General features: G+C 69.0%; 18 protein-coding genes. 12 read left to right on the top strand and 6 right to left on the bottom strand.

Going from position 1 to position 14,530, the window contains the following annotated elements:
* Positions 1–9 precede the first annotated feature (9 nt).
* The gene (locus LQ940_RS18250) at positions 10–372 is read right to left on the bottom strand and encodes a DsrE family protein (RefSeq protein WP_231244642.1); all 363 of its coding nucleotides are present in this window, start codon (positions 370–372) and stop codon (positions 10–12) included.
* A gap of 22 nt (positions 373–394) precedes the next feature.
* Here LQ940_RS18250 and LQ940_RS18245 point away from each other — a divergent pair, with 22 nt between their 5' ends.
* Genes LQ940_RS18245 through LQ940_RS18230 form a run of 4 tightly spaced genes read left to right on the top strand, consistent with a single transcriptional unit; the run spans position 395 to position 2,456 of the window.
* Positions 395–889: an FABP family protein gene (locus LQ940_RS18245; protein ID WP_231244643.1), complete on the top strand. Its 495-nt coding sequence runs from the start codon at positions 395–397 to the stop codon at positions 887–889.
* 2 nt (positions 890–891) lie between these two features.
* A complete protein-coding gene (locus LQ940_RS18240) occupies positions 892–1,305 on the top strand; it encodes a Fur family transcriptional regulator (protein ID WP_231244644.1) in 414 nt (137 codons plus the stop codon).
* Positions 1,302–2,243 carry a CAF17-like 4Fe-4S cluster assembly/insertion protein YgfZ gene (gene ygfZ / locus LQ940_RS18235; protein WP_231244645.1) on the top strand — a complete coding sequence of 314 codons (942 nt, stop codon included), beginning with the start codon at positions 1,302–1,304 and terminating at the stop codon, positions 2,241–2,243. The genes LQ940_RS18240 and ygfZ overlap by 4 nt, the downstream gene beginning before the upstream one ends.
* The gene (locus LQ940_RS18230) at positions 2,244–2,456 is read left to right on the top strand and encodes a hypothetical protein (protein ID WP_231244646.1); all 213 of its coding nucleotides are present in this window, start codon (positions 2,244–2,246) and stop codon (positions 2,454–2,456) included.
* A gap of 274 nt (positions 2,457–2,730) precedes the next feature.
* Here LQ940_RS18230 and mshD read toward each other — a convergent pair whose 3' ends face one another.
* Together mshD and LQ940_RS18220 are read right to left on the bottom strand one after the other, a co-directional pair.
* Positions 2,731–3,540 (bottom strand): mycothiol synthase, encoded by an 810-nt coding sequence (gene mshD / locus LQ940_RS18225; RefSeq protein ID WP_231244647.1) that lies wholly within the window; start codon positions 3,538–3,540, stop codon positions 2,731–2,733.
* 49 nt (positions 3,541–3,589) lie between these two features.
* Positions 3,590–4,330 (bottom strand): winged helix-turn-helix transcriptional regulator, encoded by a 741-nt coding sequence (locus LQ940_RS18220; RefSeq protein WP_231244648.1) that lies wholly within the window; start codon positions 4,328–4,330, stop codon positions 3,590–3,592.
* An 86-nt stretch (positions 4,331–4,416) separates the two neighbouring features.
* On the opposite strand from LQ940_RS18220, the gene LQ940_RS18215 reads away from it, so the two are divergent.
* The 5 genes from LQ940_RS18215 to LQ940_RS18195 all read left to right on the top strand — a co-directional run bounded on the left by LQ940_RS18215 (position 4,417) and on the right by LQ940_RS18195 (position 7,292).
* On the top strand, positions 4,417–4,719 hold the full coding sequence (locus tag LQ940_RS18215; protein ID WP_231244649.1) for a MoaD/ThiS family protein: 303 nt from the start codon (positions 4,417–4,419) through the stop codon (positions 4,717–4,719).
* A 166-nt stretch (positions 4,720–4,885) separates the two neighbouring features.
* Complete coding sequence (locus LQ940_RS18210) at positions 4,886–5,371, top strand: thioredoxin family protein (RefSeq protein ID WP_231244650.1); 486 nt, start codon at positions 4,886–4,888, stop codon at positions 5,369–5,371.
* A gap of 298 nt (positions 5,372–5,669) precedes the next feature.
* Complete coding sequence (locus LQ940_RS18205) at positions 5,670–6,134, top strand: DUF4395 domain-containing protein (protein ID WP_231244651.1); 465 nt, start codon at positions 5,670–5,672, stop codon at positions 6,132–6,134.
* Positions 6,135–6,147: 13 nt separating this feature from the next.
* Positions 6,148–6,996, top strand: coding sequence for a sulfurtransferase (locus tag LQ940_RS18200; protein ID WP_231244652.1), 849 nt, complete (start codon positions 6,148–6,150; stop codon positions 6,994–6,996).
* Positions 6,996–7,292, top strand: coding sequence for a DUF1416 domain-containing protein (locus LQ940_RS18195; RefSeq protein WP_231244653.1), 297 nt, complete (start codon positions 6,996–6,998; stop codon positions 7,290–7,292). Before LQ940_RS18200 ends, LQ940_RS18195 begins: the two co-directional genes overlap by 1 nt.
* A 159-nt stretch (positions 7,293–7,451) precedes the next feature.
* Here the strand turns inward: LQ940_RS18195 and dtd are convergent, their stop codons facing one another.
* Entirely contained in the window at positions 7,452–7,877 is a 426-nt protein-coding gene (gene dtd, locus LQ940_RS18190) for a D-aminoacyl-tRNA deacylase (protein WP_231244654.1), read from the bottom strand.
* A gap of 182 nt (positions 7,878–8,059) precedes the next feature.
* Here dtd and LQ940_RS18185 point away from each other — a divergent pair, with 182 nt between their 5' ends.
* The 3 genes from LQ940_RS18185 to LQ940_RS18175 all read left to right on the top strand — a co-directional run bounded on the left by LQ940_RS18185 (position 8,060) and on the right by LQ940_RS18175 (position 11,386).
* On the top strand, positions 8,060–8,914 hold the full coding sequence (locus LQ940_RS18185; RefSeq protein WP_231244655.1) for a 3-keto-5-aminohexanoate cleavage protein: 855 nt from the start codon (positions 8,060–8,062) through the stop codon (positions 8,912–8,914).
* A gap of 193 nt (positions 8,915–9,107) precedes the next feature.
* Positions 9,108–9,524, top strand: coding sequence for a hypothetical protein (locus tag LQ940_RS18180; protein WP_231244656.1), 417 nt, complete (start codon positions 9,108–9,110; stop codon positions 9,522–9,524).
* A gap of 122 nt (positions 9,525–9,646) precedes the next feature.
* Positions 9,647–11,386 carry a DUF4012 domain-containing protein gene (locus tag LQ940_RS18175; protein ID WP_231244657.1) on the top strand — a complete coding sequence of 580 codons (1,740 nt, stop codon included), beginning with the start codon at positions 9,647–9,649 and terminating at the stop codon, positions 11,384–11,386.
* On the opposite strand, the gene LQ940_RS18170 is transcribed toward LQ940_RS18175, so the two are convergent.
* Both LQ940_RS18170 and LQ940_RS18165 read right to left on the bottom strand, forming a co-directional pair.
* Positions 11,328–12,812, bottom strand: a complete 1,485-nt coding sequence (locus LQ940_RS18170) for a polysaccharide biosynthesis tyrosine autokinase (RefSeq protein WP_231365046.1) — start codon at positions 12,810–12,812, stop codon at positions 11,328–11,330. The genes LQ940_RS18175 and LQ940_RS18170 overlap by 59 nt on opposite strands.
* A 210-nt stretch (positions 12,813–13,022) precedes the next feature.
* Positions 13,023–14,372, bottom strand: a complete 1,350-nt coding sequence (locus LQ940_RS18165; protein ID WP_231244659.1) for a polysaccharide biosynthesis tyrosine autokinase — start codon at positions 14,370–14,372, stop codon at positions 13,023–13,025.
* Positions 14,373–14,530 lie beyond the last annotated feature (158 nt).

Here is a 14,530-nt window from a genome sequence, read left to right as displayed (position 1 = left end):
GTAGTGACATCAGTAGACGACCGCTTGCGCGTCCGGCGCCAGGATCTCCTCGGCGAAGAGCGCCGCCCCCGCGATGTGGATGCCGGCCAGTAGGTCGTCGGGGGTGAGCCCGCGCCGTACGGCGCACTGGGAGCAGACCGTCACCCGCCCCCTGTCGATCACCAGCTCGAGCAGGTCGGGGAGCGGGGTCGCGTGCGGAAGGGCGAACTCCGCCGCCCGGCCCGGGACCGCGAACCACGCGGCCTCCCCGGTCAGCCAGAGCGAGACGGGCACGTCGAGCGCGACGGCCGAGGCGGCGACGGTGAAGGCCTGGTTGCAGCGCTCGGCGTCCTCCGCGCCGCAGGTGACCTTGACGACGAGTGATCGCGACATGAGCACACATTAAGGTGGACGGGTGGCCTTCGAACTCCCGGACAACCTTCACCCCCAGTGCGGACCGGTGGCGTGGCTGCTCGGCACCTGGGCCGGCAACGGTCACGGCGCCTATCCGACGATCGAGCCGTTCCAGTTCGGGCAGGAGCTGATCTTCACCCACGACGGCCGGCCGTTCCTGCACTACTTCTCCCGCTCCTGGATCATCGACGAGTCCGGGGAGAAGGTGCGCGACGCCGCGTTGGAGACCGGCTTCTTGCGCTGCCAGCCTGACGGGCAGATGGAGCTGCTGCTCACCCACAACACGGGGTTCGTCGAGGTCTACTACGGCGCCGCCGAGGGCGGCAAGGTCGAGGTCAGCACCGACGCCGTCGTGCGCACCCACACCGCCAAGGAGTACGTCGGCGGCCACCGGCTCTACGGCAACGTCGAGGGCGACCTGCTCTACGCCTTCGACATGGCGGCCATGGGCCAGGCGCTGCAGCCCCACACCTGGGCCCGTCTGCAGAGGAGGTGAGCGTGGCCGACTGGCGCAGCCGGCTGCGGGAGAGCGGGCACCGGCTCACCCCGCAGCGAGAGCTGATCCTGGCCGCGGTCGAGGAGCTCGGCCACGCCACGCCCGACCAGGTGCTGGCCCACGTCCGGCGGCGCTCCGAGGCGGTCAACGTCTCCACGATCTACCGAACCCTGGAGGTGCTCGAGGGACTCGGGCTGGTCCGCCACGCGCACCTGTCCGACCGCGCCCCGACGTACCACTCGGTCACCGACCATGAGCACTTCCACACCGTCTGCAGGAATTGCGGGAGCGTCACCTCCGTTGACCCAGGTGTGCTGAGCTCACTGCGCGAGACCCTCCGCGAGGACCATGGCTTCGCCATGGACGTGGGTCACCTGACCGTCTTCGGGACCTGTGCGGAAGGGTGTGAGTCATGACCGGCCCCACGCTCTCGCCCCTGCTGTCGCTGCCCGGCGCGGTCGCCGGCAACGGCGTCGACGCCCCGGTCGCCGCGCACTACGGCTCCTTCAACACCGAGCAGCGCACGCTCGAGAGCGGCGAGGGTTTCGTCGACCTCTCCCACCACGACGTCGTCCGGATCTCCGGCCCCGACCGCCTCGACTGGCTGCACAACCTCACCACCCAGTTCTTCACCGGCCTGCAGCCCGGCGTGTGGACCCAGGCGCTGATCCTGAGCCCGACCGGCCACGTCGAGCACGAGCTCCGCGGGGTCGACGACGGGGAGTCCTTCACCGCGTTCACCGAGCCCGGCGCCAGCGGTCCGCTTATCGGCTTCCTCGAGCGGATGGTCTTCATGACCCGCGTCGAGGTCACCGACGTGAGCGCCGACATCGCCGTCACCTGGCGCCCCGACGGCACCTACCACCTCGTCCCGCGCGGCCAGCTCGAGGTCTTCGCCCGGGCCGCCGGCCCGGCCTGTGGTCTCTGGGCCTTCGAGGCGCTGCGCATCGCGCGCGGCGAGCCGCGCTTCGGCCTCGACACCGACCACCGCACGATCCCCAACGAGGTCGGCTGGGTCGGTACGGCGGTCCACCTCGACAAGGGCTGCTACCGCGGCCAGGAGACGGTCGCCCGCGTCCACACCCTCGGCCGCCCCCCGCGCCGGCTCGTGCTCCTGCACCTCGACGGCTCCGAGAACCGGCTGCCCGTCCGCGAGAGCGAGCTGCTCCTGGGTGACAAGCCCGTCGGCTTCGTCGGCACCTCCGCCCGCCACCACGAGCTCGGGCCGATCGCGCTGGGCCTGGTCAAGCGCAACGTCGACCTCGACGCCACCTTGACCACGGACTCGATGCCGGCCGCCCAGGAGATGGTCGTCGACCCCGAGATCGGCCTGCACGTCCGGCCCCGCCGCTAGATGCGGCCCGCCGACCGGGCGGTCGTCGTCCTGCTGGCGCTGGTGATCTCGGCGCTCGCTCTGCTCCTGGTCGCGGGCCATGGCCCCTGGGCCGGTCGCCAGATCTTCGCTTTCGACGTCTACCACGGCATCAACACCGGCGACGTCCCCGTGCTGCTGATGTGGGCCGCGAGCATGTGCGGCTGTGGGTACCTGCTGTTCCGTCGTGACTGAGGAGATACCCAGATCGGGGTACGACGGACCTCGCACGTGGCTTCTACCGTGAGGCATGCGCGTCATCGGGAGGGTCCACCGGCGCCTGGCGCAGGATCGCTGCCCTAGCTGCGGGCACGAGACCTCCGCCGCCGAGAACACGGTGACATTCCTGGTGCAACGTGCCCGGCATGTGCACGAGTGCCGCCGTTGGATCGCGTTCGACATGATCGACGAGGACCGCTGTCGCTGCGACGAGCCCGGCCACCGGCACTGATCACGGGTCGCATCGGCGCTACGTCCGCCGGTACTGCACGTGCGTGTCCGCGTCGGCGTGCGTGAACCCGAGGCCGGAGTAGACCGCGACGGCGGGCGCGTTGTCCGACTCGACGTACAGGATCACCTCGTCGACGTCGGCGAGGTGGTGCAGACCGGCCAGGGTCAGCGCCTTGCCGAGGCCCCGGCCCTGGGCGGCCGGGTCGATGCCGACGACGTACACCTCGCCGAGGGTGGGGGAGTGGCGCTTGGTCCAGTGGAAGCCCAGCAGGTGGCCGTCGCCGGCGTCGGCGACCAGCAGCCCGGCCGGGTCGAACCAGTCCTCCGCCATCCGGGCCGCGAGGTCGTCGGCGTCCATCGCGCCCTGCTCGGGGTGGTGCGCGAAGGCCGCCGCGTTGACCCGCAGCACCTCGGCGGCGTCGCCGGGCTCGTAGGAGCGCACCCGCACCCCGTCCGGTACGGCGAGCGGGGGCAGCGCCGCGGTGGTCGGTCGCCGCATCACCCAGAGCGCGCGGACCACCTTGAAGCTGTATCGCGCGGCGAGGGTGGCCGCGCCGGGATGGTCGACGTGCGACCAGGCGAGCAGGGACCGGTCGCCGTGCTCGGAGATGACCTGCTCGAGCAGGCGGCGACCGACGCCGCGACGTCGGGCGTCGGGGCGCACGACCAGGCTCAGCTCGTCACCGACCAGCAGGGCGAAGCCGTCGTCGTCGCCCCACTGCTGGACGCGCTCGGGGTGGTGACGCAGTGCCCGCCAGGTGCCCTCGTCGACCGGTGCGGCGCCGTCGACGGTCTCCGCCGCGGCGGCGATCTCTTCCAGCGAGCTCATCGTGCCAGCCTAGAGCGCCGTACTGCGCGCGCATTTCGCGCACGTGGGCTCAGGCGTCCTGGCCCTCGCGCTCGGCGACGAGCGCGGCGTCGGCCGCGCCCTCCTTGTCCTTGGCCGGGACCACGAAGCGGTAGCCGACGTTGCGGACGGTGCCGATGAGCGTCTCGTTCTCGGGGCCGAGCTTGGCGCGCAGGCGCCGCACGTGGACGTCGACGGTGCGGGTGCCGCCGAAGTAGTCGTAGCCCCACACCTCCTGCAGGAGCTGCTGGCGGCTGAAGACGCGCCCGGGGTGCTGGGCCAGGAACTTCAGCAGCTCGAACTCCTTGAACGTCAGGTCTAGCGAGCGCCCGCCGATCTTGGCGGTGTAGGTCGCATCGTCGACCACGACCTCGCCGGAGCGGATGACGTGGGCATCGGGGTCCGCGGCGTCGCGGCGGGCGTTGAGCCTGCCGATCGCGAGCTTGATGCGGGCTTCGAGCTCGGCGGGGCCGCAGGTGTGGAGGACGACGTCGTCCATGCCCCAGTCGTGGTTGACGACCGACAGCCCGCCCTCGGTCACGATGAGCAGGACGGGGACGTCGGTGCCCGTCGTACGGATCAGGCGACACAGGTCGCGGGCCCCGGCGAGGTCCTGACGCCCGTCGACGAGGAGCAGGTCGGCCTCGGGCGCCTCCAGCAGGGCGCTGCCCTCCGCGGGGAGGACCTTCACCTGGTGGCCCAGCAGCGCCAGACCGGGCAGCACCTCGGCTGAGGACTGCAGGGCGCTCGTGAGTAGAAGCAGTGTGCTCACAATGGTCTCCTCCCGACAATGGGGCGGGGACCGAAACGCAACGCTGGGCTCCGGTCGGGCGAATCTGAGGAGAAGAGTAGCGAAACGTGGCCGACACAGTAGATCGTTCCAAGTTAAATGAGACCGGGATCATCGAGGTCCGTTACTGGGCCGCCGCACGATCCGCGGCGGGAGTCGACGGCGACGAGCTCTCTGTAACCGGGCCGATATCTCTGGCCGAGGTGGTCGAGCGCGTCGCTCGCCTCCACCCCGACACCCGACTCCTGGACGTCATCGGGGTCTGCTCGGTCCTCCTCGGCGACCGCCCCGTCGCCACCGAGGACCCCGCCGCCCTCCAGATCCCGCCCGGCTCGACCCTGCAGTTCCTCCCGCCCTTCGCCGGCGGCTAACCGGTCTCGAGGCTCAGGCGCCCACCGAAGGGGGCCGCGTCGTTCGGTGGTCGAGGTGCGAGGAGCGCCAGCGACGAGCCTCGAGACCTGGTGAGTCGAGAGCGGTGGCCGACCGCTCGACCGCCGAGGGCCGGAATGCCGACGGCCCTCGCCTCGTTGCCCCCACGTGCCCCCCGGAATCCTCGTGCTCGTCATCGCCGTGGCCGCAGCGCTCGCCTTCGGCGCCTACCGGGCCGTGACCGACGGCCGCTTCCGCGGCACCCACCCGGTCCGCGACGCCGAGACGCCTCCCCAAACGCCCACCGAGCGCGCCCCGGCCTCGCTGCTGGACGGCACCGAGTGGGCAGACCGGCTGGGCGAGCGCGCGACGCTGCTGCAGTTCTCCTCGGCGTTCTGCGCGCCGTGTCGCGCCACCCGCCGGATCCTCACCGACGTCGCGGAGGTCGTCCCAGGGGTGGCCCACGTCGAGGTCGACGCGGAGCACCACCTCGACGTCGTACGCCGCCTGGGCATCCTGCGCACACCTACGACGATCTTCCTCGATGCCCGTGGTCTGGAGGTCACCCGCGCCGCGGGTGCCCCACGCAAGGAGCAGGTGCTTCACGCGCTGGCCGCCCAGAGCGGTGGCGGCGGAGGGCCTGCGCATGACTGACCCGACGCTTACGGCGCGCCCGAGGTCTCACATCTCGGACGAGGAGTCCATGATGTGGACATGGAGTTGGGTGCGACGGTCGCGACCTCCCTACTCTGGGGACATGATCTCGACCTGGTTGACGAAGCGGCGCGCAGTGGACCACTGCCGCGTGCACTCGTCCCTGTGTCGAATGTCCTGACGGGTCCCGTCCACCGCTCCGCTAAGTCTACTAGATCACTCTAGTTTCCTGCCGAGCCGAGCGCGCACCGAGCGCGACGGGCCCCTGCCTTCCCCGAAGCCAGGACACAGGAGACTCATGACCACCCAGATCGACTCGCGCGGCCCGCAGCTCAACGCTGCGGTGACGGCCGTGGTGCTGGCGACGGTGCTGGCCACCGCGCCCAGCGCCTTCGCGACGATCCTGCTGGCCGTCCAGGCGGCCCTCTTCGCGATCGGGGCGCTGCTCGGAGTCCAGCGCACCCCGCACTCCTGGTTCTTCCGCACGCTCGTCCGCCCCCGGCTGACCAAGGCCGCGGAGTGGGAGGACCCGGCGCCACCGCGGTTCGCCCAGACGGTCGGTCTCGGCTTCGCCCTCGTCGGCCTGGCCGGCCTCCTGTCCGGCGTGACGGTGCTCGGCCTCGTGGCCACGGGCCTCGCCCTCACCGCCGCCCTGCTCAACGCGGTCTTCAGGTTCTGCCTGGGCTGCGAGCTCTACCTGCTCGTCCGCCGCATCACCAGCACGTCTGGCCCGGTCGCCGCCGGCCGGTCCGCAACCAACTGAAAGGCAACACCACATGTCTCGCGAGAGCTCGCTCGTCTCCCCCCAGTGGGTGGAGGACAACATCGACAACCCCGACATCGTCATCATCGAGGTCGACGAGGACACCACGGCCTACGACAAGGGCCACATCAAGAACGCGATCAAGCTGGACTGGACGACCGACCTCCAGGACCAGGTCCGCCGCGACTTCGTCAACAAGGAGCAGTTCGAGGCGCTGCTGTCCGACCGTGGCGTCTCCAACGACCACAAGGTCGTCCTCTACGGCGGCAACAACAACTGGTTCGCGGCCTACGCCTACTGGTACTTCAAGCTCTATGGCCACCAGGACGTCGTCCTGATGGACGGCGGCCGCAAGAAGTGGGAGCTCGACTCCCGCGAGCTCACCGACGAGGTGCCGACCCGCGAGAAGACGTCGTACACGGCGACAGACCAGGACACCTCGATCCGCGCCTTCCGTGACGACGCCGTGGCCGCCATCGGCGTGCAGAACCTGATCGACGTCCGCAGCCCCGACGAGTACGCCGGTCGCCTGCTGGCCCCGGCCCACCTCCCGCAGGAGCAGGCCCAGCGCGCGGGCCACGTGCCCACCTCGCTCAACGTGCCGTGGAGCAAGAACTGCAACGACGACGGCACCTTCAAGTCCGACGAGGAGCTCAAGGCGCTCTACGCCGGGGTCGGCCTGGACGACTCCAAGGACACGATCGCGCTGTGCCGCATCGGTGAGCGCTCGTCGCTGACCTGGTTCGTGCTGCAGGAGCTGCTCGGCCTCAAGAACGTCAAGAACTACGACGGCTCCTGGACCGAGTACGGCTCCCTCGTGGGCGTCCCGATCGCCCTCGGCGACGAGCCTGGTGACGCCTGATGTGCGGCGCGACCGAGGGCGGCCTGTCGCTCGACGGCGTGGACGTCAAGAAGGAGGCCATCATCCAGGGCCAGGTCTTCCGCGGGGAGGACCCCGTCGGCAACGCCTACGTGCGCCTGCTCGACCGCACCGGTGAGTTCACCGCCGAGGTCCCGACCTCGGCGACGGGCCACTTCCGGTTCTTCGCCGGCGAGGGGGAGTGGACCCTGCGCACGCTGGCTCCCAAGGCCGACCCCGTGGACAAGCGGGTGGTCGCCTCGGTCGGCTCCGTCGCCGAGGTCAACGTCAGCATTTGATCCTCCCGCCCCCGGGCGGCGTGTCCAGGACACGCCACCCGGGGGCTTTGGCGTCTCGGTGGTTGAGGTGCGAGCGCCAGCGATCCTCGAAACCCCCCGGCCCCGCGCGCACCCTCGGTGGTTGAGGTGCGAGCGCCAGCGAGCCTCGAAACCACGCCCTCACCGCTCCAGCAGCAGCGTCACCGGCCCATCATTGACCGACTCGACGCGCATGTCCGCCCCGAAGGAGCCCCGCCCGACCCGCGCCCCGAGCGACTCCAGCGCAGCGCAGAAGCTCTCGTACACCGGTTCGCTGACCGGCCCGGGCGCCGCAGCCTGCCAGGTCGGCCGCCGGCCCTTGCGTGCATCGCCGTACAGCGTGAACTGGCTGACCACCAGCACCGGCGCTCCCACCTCCGACGCCGAGCGCTGCTCACGCAGGATCCGCAGGTCCCAGACCTTGCGGGCCATCCAAGCGACCTCCACCTCGCCGTCCCCGTGGGTGACGCCGAGGTACACGAGCAGCCCCGGTCCGTCGATCGCGCCCACGACCGTCCCATCCACCGTCACCGACGCCGACAGGACCCGCTGCACCACCGCTCGCATCCCCCCATCCTCCCGCCCCGGTGCCCCTCCGGTGGCCGCGCTCCGGTGGTTGAGGTGCGAGCGAAGCGAGCCTCGAAACCCCCAACGCCACAAACCCCCGCCACCACCCGCAGAAACCGCAAGACCTCCCGCGACACGCCCGACTCTCGAAACACCTGCCCGCCTCTGACACGATGGCGCCCATGCCCGCCGTACCTCCCGAGGCTCTGCTGATCACCGTCGCCCCCACCGGCGCGGAGACCCCGAAGTCCGAGTGCCCGCAGCTCCCGACGACGCTCGAGGAGCTTGTGGCCACGGCGCAGTCCTGTGAGGCCGCCGGCGCGGCGATGATCCACGTCCACGTCCGCGACGCGGGGCACCAGCCCACCCTCGACCTCGGGCTACTGACAGAGACCGTCGACGCGCTCCACGAGATGACGGACCTGATCGTCCAGCTCTCCACCGGCGGCTCAGTGCACGACCCGCTCGACAAGCGGCTGAAGGTGCTCGACGCCCGCCCCGACTCGTGCAGCCTGACGATGGGCACCACCAACTTCGGTGACGACGTCTTCGCCAACCCCTGGCCGTTCGTCTGCGAGCTCTACCAGCTGGCGCAGGAGCGAGACGTGGTGCCCGAGTTCGAGCTGTTCGACCTCGGTCACGCGCACGCCCTGGGGCGGCTTCTAGAGCGCTACGGGCCGCCGCCCGGAGGGAAGGTGCACTGCGACTTCGTGATGGGCGTGCCAGGAGGGATGCCGGGCACGGCAGATGCGCTGGTGGCCGGGGTGGCCGCGCTGCCCGAGTCGGTCACCTCATGGTCGGCGACCGGAATCGGCCGCTCGACGCTCCCGGTGATGCTGGCCTCGCTCGCGAAGGGTGGCCACCTACGGGTCGGCATGGAGGACGTGCTCACGATCAGTCGCGGCGTTCCGGTGGACTCCAACGCCCAGCTGGTGGAGCGCGCCGTGGCTCTCGCGGACCTCGCCCAGCGCCGACCTATGTCGCCGGGCGAGGCGCGCGAGTTGCTGGCCACCGCAACCTCACGCCGTACTCGATGACCTGATATCGGCGTCCAGGCATGGCTCATGCGGACCACTCCGCGTCGTCCAAAGGCAAAGTTTGTTAAGAACATGTGTCTTGCCATCTCAGATAGTCACTGATCCCACCACAGGCATACCGCGCTGTGCTTGACTGTCCTCGCACGTTCAATACTTATCGGTGTCTATGGGCACTACATGGGGAGATCCTGAGATGAAGAAGCTGATTATCGGCCTGCTGGCCTCGTTCCTGATGGCGACCGGCCTGGTGGCGTTCTCCGGGACCTCGGCCACCGCTGCCTGCCCCTACACGGCGTGCGTGGCGACCAAGACGACGGTCAAGGCGCCCGGGAGCGTGCGGGTCAAGAAGAAGGCCGCCATCACCGTCACGGTGAAGCCGACCAGGGCGGGCAACGGCGTGGTCAGGGGCAACGTCGTGGTCACCATCAAGAAGAACGGCGGCGGCTTCAGCCAGACCCTGCGCGGCGCCTACGGAGGCAAGGCCAAGAAGTTCACCACCCGCGCGCTGAACAAGGTGGGTGCCTACAAGGTGACCGTGAAGTTCACCCCCGCGAAGAACTCCATCTACAAGGCCTCCAACCGCTCGAAGACCTTCCGAGTCAAGAAGTAGATCTAGACTTTCCGGAATTCTCGCAGAACAGGCCCCGGCTTCGGTCGGGGCCTGTTCTTTGCATTTCCTGAAATCGGGACGCCGAAAAGGCATCCGGTGTCGTCGCCGTTAGGGTTTGCGCCATGCGTCCTACACGGCCCGTGCGGTTCCTCCTTCTGGCGTTGCTCGGCCTCGTGGTGCTCGGGGGCGCCTGGGTGGGCTGGCAGGCCTGGCAGGTCAACCGCGACCTCTCGGCCGCCGCCGCCGATGCGCAGGCCCTCCAGGCTGCTGTGCAGGCCGGGAACGACGTGGGCACGGATGCGGCGCTGGCGGCACTGCAGGACCACAGCGCGAAGGCCGCCGAGCGCACCCAGGGCAAGACCTGGTCGCTGCTGACCCACGTGCCCTCGTTCGGCGACGACGCACGTGGCGTCCGCACGGTGAGCGGCGTGATGGCCGACCTCAGCGACGACATCGAGCCACTCACCACGACCGCGACCGACCTCGAGGCGATCCTGCCCCGCGACGGCCAGATCCCGCTCAAGGCGGTGGCCGCGCTGCAGAAGCCAGTGGCCCAGGGCGCGGTGGCGTTCGGCCGTGCCGACGAGCGGCTGTCGGGCGAGGACTCGTCGGGCTTCATCCAGCCGCTGAAGACGAAGTATCGCGACCTGGCCAAGCAGGTCTCCGATGTCGCGTCCGGCCTGGCCTCGGCGGACACCGCGCTGCGCGTGATGCCGGCGATGCTCGGCCAGCAAGGCCCACGCAACTACCTGTTGGTCTTCCAGAACAACGCCGAGATCCGCGCCACCGGCGGCCTGCCCGGCGCGGTGTCGGTCGTGCGTGCCGAGGCCGGCAAGGTCGAGATGACCCGCCAGGTCGCGACCAACACCATCCCCAAGACCGCCAAGCCGATCCTGCCGCTCACTAAAGCGGAGTACGGCATCTACGACACCCTGCTCGGGACGTACTTCGTCGACTCCAACTTCACGGCCGACTTCCCGCGCACGGCGGAGCTGATGAAGGCGCACTGGGAGAACGTCTACGACGATGACATCGACGGGGTCCTCTCGCTGGACCCGGTCGCGCTGTCCTACATCCTCAAGGCCACGGGACCGATCCAGGTCGGGGACGTCGCCCTGTCGTCCGAGAACGTGGTGGACGAGCTGCTCCACCAGACCTACCTCCGGCTCCCGGTGCCCATCGAGCAGGATGCGTTCTTCCGTGAGGTGGCCAGGGCGGTGTTCGAGCGGGTGTCCTCTGGTGTGGGATCTCCGGAGGAGCTGATCCGCGCGCTGGCACGGGGCACCGACGAGCATCGCCTCTACGTGCACTCCTTCGATGAGGAGCAACAGCTCCTGTCGGGGACCCAGGTGGCCGGTGAGCTGGTGCGCGACCCGAAGGCGGCGCCGCAGGTCGGGTTCTACATCAACGACGCCACGGGCGCGAAGATGTCCTACTTCCTGCGCTACGACGTCCAGGTCGACGCGACGTACTGCAAGGACGGGACCCAGGGCCTGTCGGGCACAGCCCACCTCACCTCCGCCGCTCCGGAGGACGCCGCCAAGCTGCCCGACTACATCACGGGTGCGGGAAACTACGGCACCAAGCCCGGCGCCCAGACGGTGCTCATCAACCTCTACGCGCCGGTCGGGGGGACCGTCTCCGACGTCCAGCTCAACGGCGAGGCGCTGGAGATCACGACGGTCGTGGAGGAGGGGCGCCCGGTCGCCTTGCTGCTGGCGCAGCTGCCCCCGCGCTTCACGGTGGACCTGTCGTGGCGCATGACCACTGGGGCGAACCAGCGTGGGGACACCGAGGTGTCCGTCACTCCGGGAGTCGTCGCCGGGAGCTCGTCGTCGCACGCTCCTTCTGCGTGCTTCTGAGCTCCTTGCGTCGGCCCCGCGAGGGCGTCGTCGACTCGACCAGTGGCGCGTAGCCGTAGCCGTAGCCGTAGGCGCCGCCGTAGCGGCGACTCGTGGGCACCATGTTGAGCACGATGCCGACTACCTTGCCGCCCACCTGCTCGACGCGGCCGATCGCGTTGGCGAGCTCGTCCTTCGAGGTCTTGCCGTGGCAGACCACCACCAGCGCGCCGTCGGACTGGGCCGCCAGCAGTGAGGCGTCGGTGACGGGCAGCAACGGCGGCGCGTCGACGATGACCATGTCGTACTCGCTGCGCACCTGGGAGAGCAGGTCGGCCATAGCGCGCGACTGCAGGAGCTCGGCCGGGTTAGGCGGGATCGCGCCGCTGCCCAGGAAGTGCAGGTCGCTCTGCTCGTGCTTCTGGATGGCGTCGGAGACGGAAACCCTGCCGAGCAGCACGGTTGTCACCCCGACGGCGTTGTCCATCTCGAGCGAGGCGGCCGCGTGCGGGCGACGAAGGTCACACTCGATCAGCAGGGTGCGCACGCCGGCCTGCGCCAGCGTGATCGCGAGGTTGACCGAGGTCGAGGTCTTGCCCTCCGACGGCACCGCCGAGGTCACCACGAACACCTTGTCGGTGGTGTCGACATCGACGAACTGCAGGTTGGTCCGCAGGACGCGGAAGGACTCCACCCGCGGGGTGTGGGAGCCCAGGTTGCTGACGAGGGGTGCCTGTCGTGCGGTCGTGTCATAGGCGATGGCGCCGAGCAGTGGAGCCGCAGTGAAGCCCGTGACGTCTTCCAGCGATTTCACACTGGTGTCGAGGTTCTCGCGCACGAGCGCTCCGCCGACGCCAAAGGCGAGCCCGAGAAGCAGGCCGACTGCCATGTTGCGAGTTGGTCGCGGTGACACCGGGGCCCCAGGCTGGGATGCGGCATCCACGATCGACATCTTGATGGGCGGAGCGACCTCTTTCCCGGGAGGCGTTTCGAACTCCCGCACCATGTCGCTCAAGCCCTCGGCGTAAGCCTGCGCCAGGGCCCTTGCCTGGGCCGGGTCAGGGTCGGTGACTGTGAGCTCGAGAACCACCGTGTCCGGGACTACGACCGCGCTCACCTTGCCGATCAGCTCTCCGGGTGTCACCTCGAGGTCGAGCTCGTTGACCACCTGAGCGGCGAGCTCGCGGCTCGTTGCGAAGTCGGTGTAGGAGAAGATTCGCTGTTGTGAGAGCAAGCCGCTCTCCAGAGCAGCTGACGTGCTCGACTGAGCCGTCGATACGTAGAGCTTGACCGAGGAGGCATATTTCGGTGTGGCCGTGTAGGTCAAGAGGGCGGCGACCCCGAGGCCCAGCAGGGCTGCGACAGCGATCACGCCCCAGCGTCTGCGCACCACACGCAGGTAGTCCCGAAGTTCCACGAATCGTCTCCTGTTCGCCGGCGCCACCATGCCGCCGGACAGTCCAGATGCTAGTGGGCGGATTTGGCTCGGCCTTGGGTACCCAAGGGTCTAGGTCGGTTGCCTTGAGTGAAGGCGACGCACGCAGCGGCGCGAGACGGCCGTCGGAGGTTAAATCGAGTCCAGGGGCGGCCATCCTCGTTCGAACGGGTGCATCCTCGCGACAGCGCCGGGGTGCAGCACCTGTTCGCCGCACTGCGCTCATGAGGTGACAGTGGCGCTGTAGCGGCGGGCTGTCGGGACCCCGCGTTCCGGGACCATGCAAAAGACCAAGCCGAGGATGTTCGCATCAACGCTGTTAAGCCTGTCTACGGCCGAACGAAGATGGGCGGGTGTGGACTTGCCGTGCCGAACGACGATCATTACACCGTCGGAGAGTGAGGCGAGGATTGCTGCATCGGTCACAGGCAACAAGCCAGGCGCGTCGATGATGACCTTGTCGTAGGTCGTCCGCGCCCACGCCAGTAGTTCGGCCATGCGCTTTGACTGGATGAGCTCGGTCGGGTTGGGAGGGGGCGCGCCACTGGCGAGAAGATCCAAGGGGGTGTTGAGGTGCCGTTGGATGGCGTCGTCCGCACTGACGTCACCAACGAGGATGCTGGTCAACCCCACAGAACCATCCATGCCGAGGGCCGAGGCGGCCTGAGATCGTCGGAGGTCGCCCTCGATCAGGAGCGTCCGCTGCCCGGCCGCCGCTAGGGCCAGGGCCAGGTTGAGCGCCGCGGTCGTCTTCCCCTCTGCCTGCAGCGCTGACGTGACGACGACCACGCGTCGCCTGGCGTCGACGTCCGCGAACTGCAGGTTCGTCCGGAGAACGCGGAAGGACTCAATGCTTGGCGAGTAAGGAGATACAGATGTGATGAGACGGCTTCGCGCGATTCCGGCGTCGTAGTTAATCGTTGCGAGCAGAGGAGCGTCGGAGAGGAGTGCGAGCTCGGCAATCGAGGTGATGGTTTCGTCCAAAGAGTCCCTCAGTACGGCGTAGCTGAGACCGAATAGGAGCCCGACGACGACCGCGAGTCCGAGGCTCTTACCAGGCTGAGGCGACACCGGCTCGCTCGAGAGAGCAGCCGAATCCACGATGGTGGCCTTGATTGGCGACGACTTCAGTCCTTGCGGGGTCTCCAGCTCCCGGATCATGTCGATGAACACCGCTGCGTAGCCCTGGGTGAGCGACTGCGCCTGAGCTGGATCCGGTGCCGTCACTGTCAGGGCGAGGATGACGGTCTTCGGTACGACCTCCGTCGTCACCTGGCCAGCAAGCTGACCGGGGTCCATCGCGAGGCCGAGCCTCTCGATGACTGCTGCGGCCAACTCTCGGCTCCGAGAAAGCTCGCTGTACGAGGCGATTCTTTGCTCGGACAATTCGCCGGCTCGGTACGCATCGATTGAGCTGGACTTTGCCGTGGCGACGTATAGGCGCGCCGTCGAGGCGTACTCCGGGGACGTTGTGTAGGTGACCGCGACAGCCCCGGCTACGACAGCCAGGGCCACGGAGACGATCAGGACCCAGCGCTGCCCGAGAAGCCGAAGGTAGCCGCGCACATCCACGTGACCATCACTCCTGTTCAGCAGCGTCCCGGGCGGACGACTCAGCCAGCCTAGTCTCTCGATAGGGAGCGTGGCGGTCCGGCGACCGGCCCTGCGATGCCGCTGGCGCCGCGTGACCGTAATATGCGTGCATTACCGCAATATGCGTGCATTAGCGC

This window comes from Nocardioides sp. cx-173 (genome assembly GCF_021117365.1).
In the GTDB taxonomy this organism is placed as follows: Bacteria; Actinomycetota; Actinomycetes; order Propionibacteriales; family Nocardioidaceae; genus Nocardioides.
This window is presented reverse-complemented; position numbering and strand designations above follow the sequence as displayed.